The sequence below is a fragment of the Alkaliphilus serpentinus genome (genome assembly GCF_009017255.1).
In the GTDB taxonomy this organism is placed as follows: Bacteria; Bacillota; Clostridia; order Peptostreptococcales; family Natronincolaceae; genus Alkaliphilus_D; species Alkaliphilus_D serpentinus.
This window is the reverse complement of record NZ_WBZB01000016.1, coordinates 1-19,591: the sequence shown is the minus strand read 5'-3', so window position 1 is coordinate 19,591 and position 19,591 is coordinate 1. Positions and strand designations below refer to the sequence as shown.

The 19,591-nt window shown below is 36.1% G+C and carries 16 protein-coding genes and 1 pseudogene; 2 read left to right on the top strand and 15 right to left on the bottom strand.

Annotated features, from left to right (window positions below; genetic code table 11):
* Window positions 1-48 precede the first annotated feature (48 nt).
* Window positions 49-2,706, bottom strand: coding sequence for a sigma 54-interacting transcriptional regulator (locus F8153_RS06205; RefSeq protein ID WP_151865511.1), 2,658 nt, complete (start codon window positions 2,704-2,706; stop codon window positions 49-51).
* A 365-nt stretch (window positions 2,707-3,071) separates the two neighbouring features.
* On the opposite strand from F8153_RS06205, the gene F8153_RS06200 reads away from it, so the two are divergent.
* A complete protein-coding gene (locus F8153_RS06200) occupies window positions 3,072-4,451 on the top strand; it encodes a PhoH family protein (protein ID WP_151865510.1) in 1,380 nt (459 codons plus the stop codon).
* 325 nt (window positions 4,452-4,776) lie between these two features.
* Here the strand turns inward: F8153_RS06200 and F8153_RS06195 are convergent, their stop codons facing one another.
* The 14 genes and pseudogenes from F8153_RS06195 to F8153_RS06125 all read right to left on the bottom strand — a co-directional run bounded on the left by F8153_RS06195 (window position 4,777) and on the right by F8153_RS06125 (window position 19,019).
* Window positions 4,777-4,983 carry a ribonuclease H-like YkuK family protein gene (locus tag F8153_RS06195; protein ID WP_192929686.1) on the bottom strand — a complete coding sequence of 69 codons (207 nt, stop codon included), beginning with the start codon at window positions 4,981-4,983 and terminating at the stop codon, window positions 4,777-4,779.
* A 113-nt stretch (window positions 4,984-5,096) separates the two neighbouring features.
* Window positions 5,097-6,893 (bottom strand): GGDEF domain-containing protein, encoded by a 1,797-nt coding sequence (locus F8153_RS06190; protein ID WP_151865508.1) that lies wholly within the window; start codon window positions 6,891-6,893, stop codon window positions 5,097-5,099.
* 175 nt (window positions 6,894-7,068) lie between these two features.
* Entirely contained in the window at window positions 7,069-9,045 is a 1,977-nt protein-coding gene (tkt, locus tag F8153_RS06185) for a transketolase (protein WP_151865507.1), read from the bottom strand.
* A gap of 191 nt (window positions 9,046-9,236) precedes the next feature.
* Entirely contained in the window at window positions 9,237-9,398 is a 162-nt protein-coding gene (locus F8153_RS06180; RefSeq protein WP_151865506.1) for a DUF1328 domain-containing protein, read from the bottom strand.
* Window positions 9,399-9,501: 103 nt separating this feature from the next.
* Entirely contained in the window at window positions 9,502-10,665 is a 1,164-nt protein-coding gene (locus F8153_RS06175; protein WP_151865505.1) for an aldo/keto reductase, read from the bottom strand.
* A 320-nt stretch (window positions 10,666-10,985) separates the two neighbouring features.
* The gene (locus F8153_RS06170) at window positions 10,986-11,576 is read right to left on the bottom strand and encodes a DUF4397 domain-containing protein (RefSeq protein WP_151865504.1); all 591 of its coding nucleotides are present in this window, start codon (window positions 11,574-11,576) and stop codon (window positions 10,986-10,988) included.
* 349 nt (window positions 11,577-11,925) lie between these two features.
* On the bottom strand, window positions 11,926-13,353 hold the full coding sequence (locus F8153_RS06165) for a M20/M25/M40 family metallo-hydrolase (RefSeq protein ID WP_151865503.1): 1,428 nt from the start codon (window positions 13,351-13,353) through the stop codon (window positions 11,926-11,928).
* Window positions 13,354-13,362: 9 nt separating this feature from the next.
* Window positions 13,363-14,022: a hypothetical protein gene (locus tag F8153_RS06160; protein WP_151865502.1), complete on the bottom strand. Its 660-nt coding sequence runs from the start codon at window positions 14,020-14,022 to the stop codon at window positions 13,363-13,365.
* A gap of 11 nt (window positions 14,023-14,033) precedes the next feature.
* Window positions 14,034-14,756 (bottom strand): DUF5058 family protein, encoded by a 723-nt coding sequence (locus F8153_RS06155; protein ID WP_151865501.1) that lies wholly within the window; start codon window positions 14,754-14,756, stop codon window positions 14,034-14,036.
* Window positions 14,757-14,769: 13 nt separating this feature from the next.
* Window positions 14,770-16,012 (bottom strand): annotated as a pseudogene (locus F8153_RS06145) (Na+/H+ antiporter NhaC family protein).
* Window positions 16,013-16,070: 58 nt separating this feature from the next.
* Window positions 16,071-16,733, bottom strand: a complete 663-nt coding sequence (locus tag F8153_RS06140) for a FadR/GntR family transcriptional regulator (RefSeq protein WP_151865498.1) — start codon at window positions 16,731-16,733, stop codon at window positions 16,071-16,073.
* A gap of 265 nt (window positions 16,734-16,998) precedes the next feature.
* Window positions 16,999-17,652, bottom strand: a complete 654-nt coding sequence (locus tag F8153_RS06135) for a KilA-N domain-containing protein (protein WP_151865497.1) — start codon at window positions 17,650-17,652, stop codon at window positions 16,999-17,001.
* A 313-nt stretch (window positions 17,653-17,965) separates the two neighbouring features.
* Complete coding sequence (locus F8153_RS06130) at window positions 17,966-18,514, bottom strand: Gmad2 immunoglobulin-like domain-containing protein (protein ID WP_151865496.1); 549 nt, start codon at window positions 18,512-18,514, stop codon at window positions 17,966-17,968.
* Between the two features lie 304 nt (window positions 18,515-18,818).
* On the bottom strand, window positions 18,819-19,019 hold the full coding sequence (locus tag F8153_RS06125) for a hypothetical protein (RefSeq protein ID WP_151865495.1): 201 nt from the start codon (window positions 19,017-19,019) through the stop codon (window positions 18,819-18,821).
* Between the two features lie 128 nt (window positions 19,020-19,147).
* Between F8153_RS06125 and F8153_RS16645 the strand changes: the two genes are divergently transcribed.
* Complete coding sequence (locus tag F8153_RS16645; protein ID WP_192929685.1) at window positions 19,148-19,327, top strand: hypothetical protein; 180 nt, start codon at window positions 19,148-19,150, stop codon at window positions 19,325-19,327.
* Window positions 19,328-19,591 lie beyond the last annotated feature (264 nt).

The following is a 19,591-nucleotide window of genomic DNA, read 5'->3' as shown; positions in this document are numbered from 1 at the left end:
AACTCATTAGAAGGACCAAAAAAGATCCCTTTTAATGCATTACTGCATTTAATAATGCTCACCTGCATCTTCCTTTAAATATTTTTGGATCTTCCTTACAATTGTTGATTGATTTACGCCTAAGGCCTTGGCCATTTCATAGGTGGTACTGTATTTTTTATGGGCTCTGTATATGAGTTTTTCTTCCAATAACTCAACAGCTTCCTTTAGGGGAAGGATCCCATCAACCTCAATCTTTTTACTCATGTTTTCATCCTTTTGAAAAATAAAGGATGGTAAATCGTCCACATCAATTATATCCTTATTCACCGTCACAACCAATCTTTCAATCAGATTTTCAAGCTCCCTTACATTGCCAGGCCAGCTATAATCTAACAAAGCACTTTCTGCATTAAAGGTAATTTCCTTATTGCAGCCATACCTTTTATTGTATATATCAATGAAATAATAACAGAGAGGTAATATATCCGCCCTTCTATGCCTCAGTGGAGGTATCTCTATGGGAACTACATTGAGTCTATAGAATAAATCTGCTCTAAACTTACCTTCTAAAACCATTTTCTGAAGATTTCTATTGGTGGCTGTTATTAATCGTATGTCGACATCAACCTCTTCAGTTCCTCCAATCCTCATGATCTTTCTATCCTGAATAACCCTAAGAAGCTTTACTTGGAGGTTGAGGGGTAGCTCTCCAATTTCATCTAGAAAAAGGGTTCCTCGATGGGCTAGCTCTATAAGGCCGGGCTTTCCTTTGCTTCTAGCTCCAGTAAAGGCGCCGGTTTCGTATCCAAAGAACTCTGATTCTATAAGGTTTTCTGGTATAGCTCCACAATTAATCTTTATCAGAGAATGATCTTTACGTTTGCTTAGTGTATGTATAAACTTAGCTACGATTTCCTTACCTACCCCCGATTCTCCCAATACCAGAACCGTCGAATCTACACCGGCTATATTACTGGCTGTTTGTAATATTTCTCCAAACTCAAAGCTATTGGCAACAATGTTTTCACTTTCTATATTTACTTTATCAATTATATTATTGTCAAAATTTTTATGGTACTTCTGCAATCTTTGTGCTTCTTCTATTTGCCTTTTTAATCGATTGAGCTCTTCAATATCCCTAGCATTAGATACAACCCTACTTACCTTTCCATCTTCTTCAAAAATGGGTGTTGCAGTTACTAAAAACTCTTTACCTGACCTTGTTTCCTGCATAAAGGATATTCTTCGCTTCTCCTTTAGGGCCATGAGGGTTGCTGATGGAAACATCAGATATTTATCCTGAATTTCATGGACGGATTTATCTATACTATCCTCCAAAATTCCCGATAGTTTACTCCATGCCTTATTGGTTTTTAGTATTTTCCCCTCCCCATCCGTAACCACTAGACCATCATAGGAGGATTCGATGACTGTCTCTAACTCTTCCTTTAAAATGGTTACCTCCTTAATCCTTTCAGACAACTCATCAAGAAGCTTTGTCTTTTTTGATAATAGATAGGGTAAGCACATATCCACTTCAGCTATTTCCTGAACTACAGCTACAGCCTTTTCTCTACAGGTATCATAACCGCAGGCTCCACAATTAAGCTCATCCTCTTGGGTAAACTTATTGGTTTTTCTTAAAACTTCTTCAATCTCATTTTCCGAAGGATCAGATAAGATATCTTTAATATTTCTATAGTGTCTTTTTAAATCTACATGATAATAAACTTTTTCTCTTTCTCCCACCTTGTTTGTCTCAAAAAACTCGTAAATCTTATTGAGCTTATCATAGTAATTCAATTTGCTATCTATTTTAGGCCCTTCGATACAACCTTTACACATTAATACGTCAATAAGTTTTCCTGAAACTTTATCGGTGGATAGAGCATGAATGAGGTTTGCACAATCTGATACATTTTCGATACACTCATATTGGTTATCTTTAAAGTTCTTTACTGCTTTAAGATTGGCTAATAGTCCTCCCGATAATGGATATAACCTTCCTCGATCACAATAGAGACTATCAAAATTCCCCTCTTTAGACTTGTGAATACTTACCCTTTTCTCCTTCAGGATTTCTTTAATTTCCTCAAAGGTTAAAACACTGTCTATTACTCCTTCAAATTGAGGGTCTTCTGCTTCAGATTTTTTTGCCACACAAGGTCCAATAAATACAATTTTTATATCTCTTTCTTTATAAATATCCTTAATAATCTTAGCAGTTGCAATCATAGGAGAGGCAAAGGGTAGAAGATACTTTATAAGCTCTGGATGATGCTTTTCGATCATAGTTACAAAGGCTGGGCAGGGAGAACTAATATAGGTTTTTTTCTGATGTTTTTTTTGAAAGAATTCATCCAACTGCCTTGTTAACTCTTCAGCACCTACTGCAACTTCCCATATCTGCGAAAATCCAATAGATCTCAAAGCCCCGATAACTTTTTTATAGGGATACTGGTGGAAGGATGCTACAAAGGAGGGGGCTAAGCATGCCACCACTTCTTGATGATTTTTCAAAATTTCTAAGGTTTTCTCTTTGCTATCAATTACCACCTTAGCATTTTGAGAGCAGGCCTTTATACACATTCCACAATTAATGCATCTGGAGTAAATCACAGTTGCCTGACCATTTTCAATCTTTATAGCCTTGGCCGGACAGTTTCTAACGCATGAATAACACTGTTTACATTTATTTTTGATCACTTTTATAATCTCTTTCATAAGGATCCCCCATTTATAACCACATTTGTTAATTTATTAACTACATTATACTTCTTTATTCATGTTTTGGCAATAAGTGTAAACTACTTTGCTTAGCTATATACTCCACCCTTTACTACCAATACGATCATACATAAAAACCACGACTTTTGACCCATTTGAAAAAACTCTTTTCATAGTCTTTATTTAAAAGCCTTGATACCAGTTGATTCATAGATTTTAGGATACAGATAGGATTATTTAATTCTATGTTAAATTAATGTATACTGGCAGGAAAGGGTCCTTTCATGTGTAATATATTAAACAAGGTTAATAAATATCCACAAATAAAGACAAAAACTACAATAGAATTGGAGGAAGGCACTGTGATTAAAAATTATATTATTGATACCAATGTTGTCATCCATGATCCAAAATTCATGTACAACTTTGAGGATAACCATTTAATCCTTCCTATTATTGTACTGGAGGAGCTAGATAATCTAAAAAAGAAGGATGGAATTGTGGGCTATCATGCCCGGGAGGTTTTAAAGGAACTGAATAAGCTAAGGCATTTGGGTAATTACAGCAAGGGTATCCCTCTACCTAATAAGGGAACCATTCGAATTGAAACCAACTATATGGATTTCACAGCTCTACCCGATGGTACTGATCGAAATAAAAATGATAATAAAATCATAGCCATAGCATTAAATCTAGCTAAGGCTCATAAAAAAACCCCTACCATCCTGGTTACTAAGGATGCTGCTATGACGGTACTGGCAGAATCCTTAGGCCTTCAGGTGCAGGATTATGAAAATGATAAGATACATGGAGATGAGCTTTACAGGGGTTATAGTGAGGTGTATTTAACCTCCGATATCATAGACAGAATTTATCGTAATAAGAACGGCATTCCCCTGCCAGAGGAGATGAAGGAGGAGATTCTCTACCCAAATCATTTTTTTCATATTAGAAGCTTGGACAAATCCAATCATGAGATTTTAGTTAAATATAAAAATGGACGTATTGTACCTTTAGAATATTCCAATAATATGACCTGGGGTCTAAAGCCCATCAACCGCGAGCAGAAAATGGCCTTTGAGCTGCTTCATGATCCCGATGTGCCCTTAGTGTCTATCAGCGGAGGAGCTGGAAGTGGTAAGAGCATACTGGCTATTGCCTATGCCTTAGAAAGTGTATTGGAAAAGGGGGATTTCCGAAAGCTTGTATTTGTTCGACCTGTTGTACCAGCAGGTAATGATATCGGGTTTTTGCCTGGTGAAGAGAAGGACAAGCTTCGACCTTGGATGTCAGCCTTTTATGATGCAGTAGACAACCTGATTGATCAGAAGAGCAGGCATAAACGGGAGGAAAAGATTAATATTATTAAAAAAGGTGAGAAACCTAATTTCACTGCCGATAACTTTGTAGAAACCTACAGTCAAATAGGTCTATTGGAGCTGAAAACATTTAATTACATGAGGGGTAGAACCCTAGCCAATACACTAGTAATTATCGACGAAACTCAGGAAACCACCCCCCACCTGGCGAAACTAATGTTAACTAGAGCTGGCCAGGGTAGCAAATTTATCATTATTGGAGACCCTTCCATGAGTCAGATCGATAACGTCCTGGTGGATGCTAAATCCAATGGCTTAGTTTATCTTATTGAAAAGCTAAAATTCTCACCCCTATCGGGACATATCACTCTAAAGCATGTAGAGAGAAGTCCTCTGGCAGTTTTAGCTGAAGGATACTTATAAAAAAGCATTCCTCAGGGTTTATAAATAATAATCTAATTTTAATAAATATACTATATTAACTACAGGATCCTAATTAAAACTTACTAAAGAAGAATTAATAACCCTACTGCATTAACAGTAGGGTAATCTTTTTTTAGTACTACAATCATAATCGATAGCTATCTCTTATACATTTAAATTCTTATTACTTACAATATTTCATGATAAGTATTACTTTTATACATTACTTGCTTTGGGTTCATATTAATTTTCTTAAACAATAATTAGCTCACTATACTGCCTCGCTTAGAAAGCCTATCTGCAATACCCGAGGATGAGTATGAGTCTACTTTCTAATATCATAAAAAAAGATGCCACCCTTTGATTTTCGAATTAAGGTAATAACAGAAACCATTTTTGTAACCCCCTCATAGCTTTGAGAGTCGGTTCCAATAGAGATTACATAGGTTCCTTGTAAGTCCTTCTTAGTGTAATCTTTTATTTTAGCACATACTTGTTCAAATGTAAGATCCCCATAGGTTATGCTTTTCACACTATGCACCTCCATGAACTCTTAGTAAGCTTTATATTTATATGATACACCTTCAGTTCCTTATTTTAGACGTGTTTATATTAAGAGTTCTTAAAAACTATGTTAATAAACCCTTATTCAGTGATATTTCCAATAATATAATTACTTTTCCAACATGCTTTACATTTTTTCTTAATCCTACTGGCATACTCTACCAACTGTGAAACACTCTCAAAGTTTTGGTATTTATTTGTCACAATTGCTATGGATAAACTCATTAAAGGATATTGCTCCATGACACCATGACGGTTTTCTGCCATAATATATCCATTTTTCTGATCAATTTCTGAATAGTAATCTAGAATGCTTCTATCAAACTTATCAATAATTGCATCGCATAAGTTATTGACGACATGGCTTTCTACTATTGCAACAAAGTCATCTCCTCCTATGTGCCCTAGAAAACCCTCCTTAAAATCTAATAGCTCCATCCACTGCCCTATCAAATTACCTAGCATTTGAAGAATTCTGTCTCCATTATCAAAGCCATAAACATCATTATAGGATTTAAAATTATCTATATCAAAGTAAAGCACTGAATAATCCTTTGTAGATTTAATGATATTTCTGATTTTTTGCTCTATAATAATGTTTCCTGGCAACCCTGTCAATGGATTTGCAAACTTAGCTCGATTTAGTTCTATCTCAGTTGTTTTCTGTAATAAATCTTTTATTGTGGCTATTCCACAGTATTTATGATTTTTAGTTACAATTATGTAATCATAGAGGGTATCATCATCTCTCTTCATAGCGATCTCAGAAACTTGATCTAAGGGCGTATCAAAATCTATAACCATTGGTGCGTTATCCATTAAATAATCTACAGGTCTATCCATAAAAATTGAGTATCCATACTGTTTTCCTAAATAGCGATAAAATTTATGCTTCATAATTAGTCCTACGGGTTTATCATCATCAACCACCGGAAGACCTTGTATAGTTAAGTCATTTTCAAATATCATGTTTACTTCTTTTCCTAAGGTATCGACAAAAATATTTCTTATAGGTCTACTAATCTCTCCAATTCTAATAGTAGTAATATTTTGTAGTTTGATGTCACTGATAGTTAAATTTCTTTCTAATATATGTTGTTTTATATTGGAATGGGTATGAAGTAACTCATAAGAAGGTTTTTGAATATAATAACCTTGTCCATAGTGAACACCTAAATCTATTAACTCATCCAACTCAGCTTGGGTCTCGATTCCTTCAGCAATGAGCTTTGAGTTTGTATTATTAGCAAATGCTACTAAAGATTTAATAATGGCCTTCTTAAAGACATTTTTTTCAACATCCCTTACCAGTTCCATATTAATTTTCATATACAAGGGTTCTAAGTTGGTAAGAAGATTTAAACCTGCATATCCATTACCAACGTTATCAATGGCAATATCAATTCCAAACTTTTTATATTGATTTAGAGCATTACAAAAACGTTTATAGTCACCTATGCAAATCTCTTCTGTCACCTCAAATATAAGAAAGCTATAATCCTCATCCCATAATGTAAATAGATTTTTTAATAGGTTTATACCTTCTTCGTCTTCAAAAAGGCAACTGGGGTCTATGTTTACAAAAAGCTTAACTTTTTCGCCTTTGCTCTTAAATTTTTGTAGGGCCTTCCTTTTACAGATTTCCTCTAATTCAAGGATTCTTCCATATTGTTTAGCTGTATGAAACAGGTTTTTTGGATTCTCGTAGATTGTTCCTTTTGGTCCCCTGCATAAAGCCTCATAGCCTAATACAGTACCATCCTTCAATGATATAATACACTGAAAAACATTATCAACATCTTCTGTATTGATTATTTTTTCATATTGCATATTATCTAAAGATTTTATATTATCCTGTCCCACTTTACTCAACTCCATTTAATTCTATAAATTTAGTACTTTTATCCTATTGATTCCATTATACATATTTTACATATTTACTATATTAAATAATTGTTAATTCTTATGAACAGTTTTGTATAGTCATTAAAAAACTCTACTGTTTTCACAGTAGAGTTAGATTGAAGACAAAGTATTTAATAAGCTTTGTTATTTACATACTTTTTAAAATATCATTGGCAATTTTTTCTGCAACAAATCCAAATTTTCTTTGAACCTCTTCTCCTTTTCCACTGGCACCAAAGTCTTCGATTCCAACAACCATATGCCTATCCTTTAGTAGTTGATACCAACCTATCCCTACACCAGCCTCAATGGCTACCCTCATTGCTTGATCATCCCCTAAAACCTCATGGATATAGTTATTCTCTTGCTTCACAAATTCTCCTCGATCAGGTACCGATACAACCCTCACACCAATTTTCTTCTCCTTTAATAGTCCTGCTGTTTCAACTGCCAAGGCCAATTCGCTTCCCGATGCCATAAGGGTAACCTCTTGTTTCCCCTTTTCTTTTTCGACGATATAGGCACCCCTGGCCATATTAGAGATTCCAAACTCTTTTTCAATTAGGGGCAAATCCTGTCTTGTTAAAATCAGAGCTGTTGGGCCTGTGAGGTTTTCTAGAGCTAAAAGCCATCCTTCCTTTACCTCTTCTGCATCTGCTGGTCTGATAACCTTTAAATTGGGGATCAATCTTAGAGATTCCAAGTGCTCAATGGGCTGATGGGTAGGTCCATCCTCCCCAACGGCGATTGAATCATGGGTTAAAACATATATTACTGGCTGCTTCATAATGGCAGACATCCTAATTCCAGCCCTCATATAATCCGAAAACACAAGGAAGCTTCCGCAATAGGGTCTCAATCCTCCATGAAGGGAGATACCATTTGCAATTGCCGCCATACCATGCTCTCGAACTCCAAAGCGTAGATTTCTTCCATCATAACTTCCTTTTTGAATTTCGGAGTACTTTTTAAGATAAGTGTTATTTGAGGGTGCTAAATCCGCAGAGCCTCCAATTAAATAATGAAGATTATCAGCCACAGCTGTAAGCACTTCACTGGAGGATTTTCTTGTGGCACTTGGAGACTTAATTTTTAAGCCTGCAATATCCTCTCTTAATTCCTTTGGTAGCTCTAAGTTTAAGGCTTCTTCTAAATCCTTTCTCTTCTTTGGATAATCCTCTGACCACCTTTGATACTTAGTTACCCAATCTCGATATTTTTCTTCTAATTCCTTTATTCTTTGGGAGAAAAAGTTTTTTACCTCCTCTGATATATAAAATCTCTCGTTATTGGGAAGCCCTATTGCTTCCTTCATCAGAGTAACTTCAGACTCCCCCAAGGGGGAACCATGAACACTACTAGTACCTTCCTTATTTGGTGCTCCATAACCAATGGTGGTTTTCGCTATGATTAAGGAGGGTTTCTCCCCTTCTTCCTTAGCCGTTAGGATAGCTTCCCTAACCTCATGGACATTATGACCATCTATATTGTCTATCACCTGCCATCCATAGGCTCTAAATCTATCTGCAACCGACTCAGTAAAGGCTAAACTAGTATTCCCCTCAATGGTGATGTTGTTACTATCATATATGGCAATGAGTTTTCCAAGTCCTAAATGTCCAGCCAATGAAGCTGCCTCAGAGGTTACCCCCTCCATCATACAACCATCTCCCATCAAGGTATAGGTGTAATGATCTATAATAGTATAATCCTCAGTGTTATACTTTTTTGCAAGAATTCTTTCTGCTAAAGCCATCCCTACAGCATTTGAAAAACCCTGTCCTAAAGGGCCAGTGGTTGCTTCGACCCCAGGGGTTTCATGAATCTCTGGATGCCCTGGAGTTATTGAACCTAACTGTCGAAAAGCTTTTATTTCCTCTAGGGGTAAATCAAACTGGGCAAGGTGAAGATAGGAATACAGTAGCATCGAACCATGACCAGCTGATAATACGAAGCGATCCCGATTGATCCAATGGGGATCCTTTGGATTGTAATTCAGTACTTCACCATATAACACTCCTCCAATTTCAGCACAGCCTAATGGCAAGCCAGGATGTCCTGAAATGGCTGCCTCTACTGCGTCAGCAGATAGTCCCCTTACGATATTGGCTATAGCCTTTAACATGTAAGCACCTCCTACGATTTTTAAAAACTACTTATATTATATATTGTCATTTTTCAAGTCTATAACCACCGATGGAATAAAAATATTAAGATGGTTAAGACAAGATACGATTAATTGATTAGATCAAATAAGCAGAAAAGTCGCAATAATTGCGACTTTCATACCTTTGTTATAAAGTTTAGGATTCTATACTAAATGGCTAGACCTCCAAAAATAAGCGTAAGTACAAACAATACGACAAAGATGAAAAATAGCACTTTAGCAATCTGCTTAGATGTACCAGCAACGCCTCTAAAACCAAACAATCCTGCTATTACTGATATTATAAAGAATACTAGTGCCCATTTTAACATAGATAAACACCTCCTGTATATACTTATAGTGCCTGTCTAAATCAATAGATATTATATATATATCCAGTTCTCCTTGTATATAACATTTGGTCTTATTCAATTTCTATAACTTCATAAATTTCTTGATAAAATATCTAGCAGGTTTATAAAAGATGCCTTCCATTTTTTTAGCTGTTTTCTCAAGTTCATCTCCAATTGCGATTTTCTGAGGACAATATATTTCACATTTTCGGCATTTGGAGCACAAGGAGGCATTACTTGCATCAGTTTTTAGGCTGGTTTGTACTAAATACTTTATCTTACCCATAAGCTTCCCTTCTATCTCCACATCATTATAACAAGAAAAAACAGTAGGAATATCTACCCCCATAGGACAGGGCATGCAGTAGTTGCAGGCTGTACATGGAACCTTGATTTTTTCCTTAAGGATCCTCCCCACCTTATTGAATACCTCATAGTCCTCCTCCGTAAAGGAATTGGCCTCAGCTTGAGATGCTGCATTGATGTTTTCTTGGATCATTTCCATAGAATTCATCCCGGATAAAACCACTGTAACCTCTGGGTGATTCCAAATCCAATGAAATGCCCATTCTGCTGGAGAACGCTTTATGTGGGCCTTTTCCCATATTTTATATACTTCCTTTGGGAGGTTGGTAACCAGCTTTCCGCCTCTCAATGGTTCCATAACCATAACCGGTAATCCCTTAGCTGCTGCATATTGTAATCCAGTTTTTCCAGCTTGATTATTCTCGTCTAGATAGTTATACTGAATCATACAAAACTCCCAGTCATATTCATCGATAATCTTAATGAAATCTTCTCTACCACCGTGGTAAGAAAAACCAACATTGATTATCTGACCTTTTTGCTTTTTTTCTTCTATCCATCTTAAAACTCCAATATCAATTAACCTGTTCCACATATTTACATCTGATAGCATATGAATAAAATAGTAATCAATATAATCCGTCTGTAATCGTCTCAATTCCTCATCAAAAATTCGATCAAAATCCTCATATTTTTTAATTAAATATGGAGGGAGCTTTGTTGCAATTTTAACTCGATGGCGATAACCCTTGGCCAGCACCCTCCCTAATACCGCTTCGCTGTTGGGATAGATGTAGGCTGTATCAAAATAGTTAACACCATTTTCTATGGCATAAATAATCTGTTTTTCTACTTCCTTTTCATCCCTTGGAAAACGCATACATCCAAAGCCTAAAATAGAAAGCTGATCATTATTCTTAGGATTCACTCTATACTTCATTTTCAGCTTCATTCCTTTCACTGTTTCACAGATTACAAGGGCTAGTTACATATATACTTCCAACTAACGGTATATAAACCTCCTTTCTATTATACTACTAAATAACCCCATGAAAAAGACCGTATCAGAAGATACGGTTGTCCATTTGATTTTGGAAAACATCTTAATGAATAGACAAAGATCGAATTCGTTAAATGTTATCTGCTATAATATAGTCACTGGGCAATATTTTTGAAAATTCAATAAATACCCCTGCTTTATTATTAAATAACTTCTCTATAGTCATAGAATACTCTAATTAAAATTCCTCACATTAGGGGTTAGCATATTCTATCCACAGACAAGAGTGCCTGTAAAGGTGGCATTTCTCCAACTAGCCCTACTGCATATATCGTGTAGAAGGTTTTAGGATTCAAGGCCACAGGGGGTAAGTTAAGGACTACTTGATTTGTTCCAGCTATTCTTACTTGTAATTCATATATTCCTGGTGCTACCCTTAGATAATCAGTAACATCTTTAAATGACACATTACCAAAAATTACTGTCCCATCCCTCAAAGTGATGTCTACCGATGGTGCATTGGGGGATAAGTGGGCAAACCTTATATTGCTCTGATGGTAGGGATTACAAAATTTAGGTTCTTCAATAACAAGCAATCCAATAGTAGAAAGAGTTCCTACAGCAGCAACTGTAAGAATTTCCATAGGAGGTACTACTATATTGACATCCAGTACGGGAATACCCATACTACCAGCAGGATATATTTTAATATTGGTAGGTCCTGAAGGCAAGTATAAATACTGAGAGATATGTTTATAGGAAATATTATTTACTATTAAACAATTGTTGGCATATACATCTACTGCTGGTGCATCTGGAACAGCATGAAAGACTCTTATATATGAACTCATTTTTTTCCTCCTTTCTTTTGTACTACAATATATGTGAAAACTGATTGCTTGCTACACTTTAGCCAACAGCTTAGTTATACAAACTACAAAGTGCTTAGTGGAAAGTTTACTTATTATGTAAAACTTTGTAAGGATATTCATCTTCCAATTTTCTTGATTAACTAAAACTATTATCTATTACATTTTATACCAATCATACAGTTAATGTAAGTTATTATAATCATTTTACCAGCTCTAAAAACCCTACTGCAATCACAGTAGGGCTCATCTCGGCCTCTTTCCTTCTAGCTTCTCCGAGGGTAGTTGCTGTTTTGGTTTCTCCCCTTGGCTAACACCCAGCAACAGGTTATCAAAGCAGTTGCATCAACCGTTCATAAAAATCAATGGTATCCATCAAGGTTTTTATTGGTATACGTTCATTATTGCCATGGATTAACCCACGTTCTTCCTCTGAAAGAGACATAGCTGAAAACCGCAGCACATTATCTGATATACTGCAAAAATGTCTTGAATCACTGGCAGCCAACATAAGATAAGGTGTTACAATTGTACCTTCCCAAGTGTTTTGAATAGCAGTTTTTACTTTTTTCCATGCCTCCGTATTGGTAGGAGAAATGGGGGAAGCCTCCCTTTTTTCAATAACCTTCACCTCTATATCCTCGTTGTTGATAACTGTCTTGACATGTTTCAATGCCTCATCGGTGGTATCTTTAGATAACAGCCTGAGATTGACACCTATACTTGCTTTTACTGGCACCACATTAAAGGCTTCACTACCCTCAGCCTTCGTCACCGCAAGGGTAGTCCTAATCAAGGCATTCATTTCTCCACCTTTTCTTCCAAATAACCACTGGATTAACGGACTAAAACACCATAGGTTTGAAAAAACAAATCGATAAGTGAATGACGAATGTATCCCAAGGGTTTCAAAAAGCTCCTGTACAGGTGGTGTTAAATGAGATTTAAAAGGCCTTCTTTCAAGCCTTACTACCGCTTTTGATAGTAATCCTACTAAAGAATTGGGAGGAGGGGTGGATGAATGTCCTCCTTTACCTTTCATAGAGAGTTCAATGTCCATATAACCCTTTTCTCCAGTTCCAATTACAGCAATAGGCTTATCTACTCCTGGCAAGATGTTCTTAACAATAGCTCCTCCTTCGTCAAGAACCAGCGCAGGACGTATACCTTTTTTCTGTAAATATGATACAATGGCAGGGGCTGAAGGCCCGCTGATCTCCTCATCTCCTGAGAAGGAAAAATAAATATCATTTTCAGGAATATATCCCTGAGCAATCAGTCTTTCTGCTGCCTCTAGTATACCGCATAGAGTTCCTTTGGTATCTAGAGTCCCTCTTCCCCAGATTGTATTAGCTTCTACAATCCCTGAAAATGGTGGCTTAGACCATAACTCTTCATTGGCAGGCACTACGTCATAGTGAGACATGAGTACGGTCACAGCATCACTTCTATGTCCCTTCCACAAATACAGTATACCCGTTTCACTGTGAAACTCTCGGTCACAAACAGCATGAATTTTAGGGTAAAGAACTGGTAGCAGCTCTTTAAAATCTTCAAAAACCTGCCAATCCATTTTCTCCTTTTCAAAATAGCTTACAGTAGGGCATTGAATCATCTTTGAAAAGCGTTGAGTTACAGCCTCTACATCTCCATCCGATGCTATAAGGGATTTACCATTGGTAGACTCAACCTTAAACCATAAAGCTCGGATTACTAAAACCATTACAAAACATGCCAACAATAAAAATACAATCCACATATTAACCTCCTAGAGCTTCCCTTTTTTGTAAAGAATCCGTGCTGTACCAATAGCAATTACCACACCTATGGAAACCAATACAGATACAGAGCTTGCAAGGCTTGGTATCATAATAAACAAAGTAATCATAAACAACAGCGGGGTAAGTGCAATTTTCCAGTTCTTACCCACATACACTACAGCAAGCCCACCAAAAAGAGCTGGTAGTATGTTATCAAAAGCTGGTTTTAATAAATCCGACTGCAGCACTGGTGTCAATGGAGCTAGCATCAATATTCCCAAGGCGATAATTAGAGTTGTGACTATTGATGATACTGCAATAGCAATAGTAGAAATAATCTCACCTTCTAGAGAACCCTGTTTAACTTTTGCATTTTCCATAGCATACAAAGCACAAGGCACCTTTAAATTTGTAAGATTTCCTGTAACAAATCCAAGATAAGCTCCCCCTGATCCAAGCATTGGAGTAAAAGTTACAACTTCAATCACTGCAACAGTCCAAAATATGGGAGCTACACCCATTAACCCTTTAAAAACAGAACTAAATGTGGGCCATGCATCATAATAAAGACAAATGGAAGCTGGTATCATCAACATCATTAATAGTGCGAAAAACATCCAAAGACGTCCATACACATGAACCGAATCCTCATATCCTCTATTTTTCATATTTATCCCCCCTACACCAATATATGAGTAGTTAAAATGGCAAAGGCCATCCCCCCTAAAATACTAAAAGGAAGTGCATAGTCCTCAAGCCATTTAACATTATATTTTTTGATAGCCAATCCGCAGCACACCATAACAATTGCTGAGAAAATAAGAACAAACACAGGTATCCATCCTGCTATACCCTTACGTACTGTGGCAAATACCATTCCAAGGAATGCAGAAATCATACCCAGAAAAATAGCCGTCATAAAGTGTTCTCCCCATATCCTATCCCTGTTTTTTTGAGAAATTAATCCACCTTGTATTTTTTTAAGAAACAGAGGAATCAAAATTACACCAGGTATAATACCTAGAGTCATCACCCATGCAATAGTGGTATAAGCTTGAGGATTAGTAATCTGCTCTGTTACTGAGATGCCGACAGAGGATGCTGCAGATGCAGCTGCTGTCAGTTCATAGGTTAATGCTCCCAAAATACTAAGTCTAATCCAAGGCAATGGTAATCCTAAAAATTTTGATAAGGAAAGAACCCCCAAAAGAATTGAAAGTGCAGGTGCAATTGAGAATGCAGCACTGGATATAATGGTACTTTTTATAACAGCTCTGTCCATTCCCATAATCTTAGCCTGTTTAATGGCTCTATAAAGGAAAAAAACAGACTGGGCTATTACAAAAGTAAATACACAACCACCGATCATAAATAAAAAATTACTGTTTAAATTGAATTTCATAAAATCCTCCTTCTTATAGACCATAACCGAATCGATAAGCGATGGCCAACCATATTAGAGATAGTATTAATAGAAGCCCTTGGATAGGAAGAATAAATCTAAACCATTTTCCATAACTCACTCCGGATAATCCTAAGGCGATAAGCAGCACAGCATTGGTTGGATAAAGTACATTGGAAAAGCCATCTCCAAACTGGAATGCCAATATGCCCAACTGTCTGCTTATCCCAAGTAAATCTGTAGTTGGTACCAGTAAAGGCATTAGAATGAATGCTTTAGCGCTTCCGGAACCGATAAAAAAATTCAAGAAGAGAACCAATAGAAAAATCATTACGATAGCACCAAATGGAGAACTGATCAATGTTATTAGACACCCTAGATAAGATATAGTCTAAAATATGTCCTTCAATCATAATATGCTTAATGCCTGTTGCTATTAGAATTAAAACAATAGCTGGTGCCATATCACGGGCACCAATAGCATACTGTTTAGCAATCCATTTCATATTCCCCTTAACTAGCTGACCAACCCCCATGGCCGTTACAAAAAAGATGAGGGCGATTATCGGCAAACTCAGGTCACGTAAAATTGAGATAAATGGAGAGGTGGCGATGAAGCATCCCATTAAAATCATTGAAGACGAAAAAAAAATATAAGCCTTTTTAGGAATCTGTCCTTTAGGCTCAACAGCCAACACATCTTTTCTTATTGGAGTACGGGTCTTTTTTATGTGCCCCCATAAGAATCCAAGAAGAATCATATACACTGATTTAAAGACAAAAATCCTTAGCACTGCTCCAGAAAAAAGCGGTACCTCTGCTAATTCCTGTGCTACACCTATGGTAAATGGATTGGTGACTGCAGCTGCAAACCCAAGGCTACAGGCCAAAATACTAATACCAAGGCCAGTCATGTCATCCCAGCCCATACCCTTTGAAAGCAGGATTACAAGTGGGACTAGAGGCACCACTTCTTCAAAAACACCTACAAAAGCTCCCATAGCCATAAAGACCAATACCAACACACTTAAGAGTACAAATTCTTTTTCTTGGTATTTTTTTGCTGTTGCAATGATAACCCCTTCCATTAGTCCGGTCGTCTTAAGAATATGCAAGGCACCACCAATAATAAGTAAAAAAACTATGATTGCAATTATCAGAGGCCCCGAATCACTGAACAAAACAGTAATCGGTGAAAAATACCAATGTATAGAAGGGTTGGCACCTGGTACAACTCTTGTAAATAATCCCGTCATGGCAAGCATGCCACAAAGTACCAGAAGTGCACTCATAAAGGTTTTTACTACGGAATTTTTATTCACTTTTTTCTCCCCCTAACCATAATTTTTCAATGGTGTTAAACCATTGGTGAAGTAAAACCTCAATATCATCAATATGCCCTGATTCAACAGCATGATCGATGGACTTTCTTCCCTGCTGCAGAAACTGTTTATCTGCTTTTACAATGGCATCTCCAACATTCAAAATACCCAACTTAAATTCATTAAATAGCATTGTATAAATTACATTTTTTGAAGACATAGCATACCCATGCATCCAATTGAAAATATCCTCCCCTGATTCAATTGGATTTTGATGGAATTTCAGGGTATTAGATTTATCAGATGCTAATTCAATTAATAGTGATTGGAAGTTTCTGTGAATAAACCTAAGCATAGATCGGTTTAAAGCTGGATGGATGCCCTGTCGATTTAAGTCAAAAAGATTCTCTAATAGTTCAAGCTTCCCTGTTATTCTATAGTCGTTCACCATTACACCTTGCCTCGGTACGATAGTAACCAACCCTTTTGACTCCAACCTTATGATGGCCTTGTGAATAACAGGGCGAGTATAACCCAACTCTATAGCAAGCTGTCTTTCAGGCTTTAAATAAGTCCCTGGACTAACCTTACCATTTAAAATGAGCTTGATGAGATACTCTTCAACCTTAGATTCTGCATTTTTTTTAACAATCAATAGTACTCACCTCAGTTGTGGTATTACCACGTTATTTAAAACCATTATATCCAATTTAAAGTAGATATACAATATAAAGGATATTAGGGTCCAGCTAATTTTTAGAAGCCCACTCCAATAGCTTTCTTTCTTAAAAATTGGATAGGCTAATAATGGTAGAATGGAAGATGTTCAAATAAATTAATAAAAGTTAGATTTACGTGAACATGAAAACCCTACTGCTTTCACAGTAGGGTAATCTATTTATTGTCTAATAATTCAGATTTTAATACAATATAGCCCTTATGATTCTCCACTGTTTAGCTGTAATTCCGAAGAGGGCAACATTTAACACATCTGCTTCGCTGGCATAAGTCATTGAAATTTGAAATGGCTTCAATTCCGGTGGGAGTAAATTTTCCTTAATAGCATCGGTATGAATTCTATAGTTAAGTTTGGATATCTCCCTATTTAAATTCCAACCTAAGGAAAGCCTGCTGCTTTCATCGTTTTTTAATCTTTTATAATCCTTAATAATATAGAGCTTAAACTCTGCTGATATCCATGAGGCAAATTCAAAAGCAATGTCGGAATGAGCAAATGTTCCACCATATCGACCTGACTTTGAGACAATGCCAATTGCATTTACAGTTGTAATCCATTTTGTCGGAGACATTGTAAATGCATTCAAACCAGCTTCTTTTTTAAACCCGTCGAATTCGACGGGTTTAAAGCTTGGATTATGCAAGCTTTCCCATAAACCTAAAAATTCTATTGTATCCCGATTTCGCATCCAATTTTTAATAGCATCATTAGGTTCATCGCTCTTATATCTTGCAATATCTGTAAGAGAAATAAACTCGTTTCGAAAATCTTCCGTATAAATTGCAATATCAATACCTTTCGCCTGGATTGTCCCTTTAATAGGTTTCTTTACCATCTCATAGCACCCCCCATATTCGCAAATCCTCACAACTGCAGTGAGAGAAAATCATAACAGTTCTATCTGCATAATCTTCTACGAGTTAATACCAATATTATATCAGTCATTTGTTATTAGAACAAGTGTTCTCATTGGGTTTATACATGCTCTGTAAAAGAAACGTAATAAATGTATTCTCAACCGTCAGTTGTAGGAGATATACAATCTATGGCGTTTTTTATGTTATTGAGTAATATATTTTTTGCCTAAATGTGTAAAATAGAAATCGCAACTTTTAGATTAGCAAATACATTTTTTCAACTTAATTATTTTACTGAATAATCTTAACAGGAATGATTAACTCATTTCTTCTAGAGCCGTCTTTTGCACTTTCTTCATACAAAATAACACTTCCTGAATCATTAGCTACATCTTTATCAAGCTGTATAACAATCTCAAATTCTCCCCATCCTGGAGCACCTTCTGTAGCTGTTGTAAAACCTTTATCAAGGATATTATGACCGTCTTCAAACTCATATAATACAGTACCTTCAAAAATCCTTGCTAATCCCTTAACAACTATTTTTTCCTTTACTTCAGCACCAGGAGCTGGCTGATAGATCCTAAATACATCATTTTTTATGACAACCTTCCTTAAATCAACTTTACCATCAGATGGAGCATCTTTTACATTATTCTCACTATCATCTTTTGGATTAATATTTGTGTACTCTGAACTTTGTTGATTATTATGTGACTCATTATTTATCTCTCCGGTATTGGGCTCATTATTTTCATCAGGAACTGTAACATCTTGAGTACAGGCCGTATAAACAGAGATACTAATAATCATGGCTATTAAAAATATTGTTTTTTTCATTATATAATCACCCTCCTTATTCAAGTTTATTTTATATCTTTCATAGTATCATTGAATTTTTCTAAATAATTTCAATGCTTTCAATAAACCCCCTCCTCTCTAGATAACCACAGTCACTGGTCCCGGACGGTTCTTGTGGTTATGTGTGTATCTTAATACCGTTGATAAATAAGCTTCATCTTCTATTGGCTCGCTTTTGCATCTATCTTGAAACAAATGTCCAATTCTATTGTATCTTCAATTGTACCAATACATATAACTGGCTCCTATGCTTCACATTACTATTTCTAATCCTTCTTCTATTTCATGTATTATGAAATGTATATGATTTTCCCATAAGAGAATATCCATATACCATATATCCTCTTTTCACTTTGTAATTATTTAATGTTTGTAAAAACTTTTCCTTATCTTCTTCGTCTTCAAATATTATATGCTTATTAATTCCTTGCAGGATTATTTGATATAGGCCACTTTCACTTATTTGTCGCGCTATTATTAACATAAAAAACCACCTTTAAATATAGACTAGCATACATTTGGAGGTGTTTCAACCAACTTGATGAACTGCATACAGCCCATCCCACTTGGAGCTACAGGATGCTCACTAAGACAATTCGCCGTGAATTGAAAGTGAACCAGAAAAAGAAGGTTCGGCGAATGGTGAGGGATATGGGCTTTTATACAATCTATCCTAAGCCAAAGAATAGTAAGCGTTATCATGCCCAATATAAGGCCCTACTTACTCAGAAAGTTGAACATCAGCAACTTAAAAAATTCATTTCGTGTCTTGACATTGGGGGGGCATTATAATATCTTATATGGAGTAACATGGTTAAAGAACTGAAAGCTTAAGCAAAGTATAGTATTGCAAATTAACAACAAGTATTTCTTTGTTACATGAAGTTATAATTAGCTGTTGCAGCTGTAATTGAAGCTATATAAGTTGCTGGGGTTTAGGAGGTTAAAAGATGGAAACATTGAAAAGACTATGGATGATTATTGCTAGTGCATATATACTTTTGTTCTTTTCTGAGTACTACTTTTTTAATGAAGGTGAAATGAAAAAGTAACTTC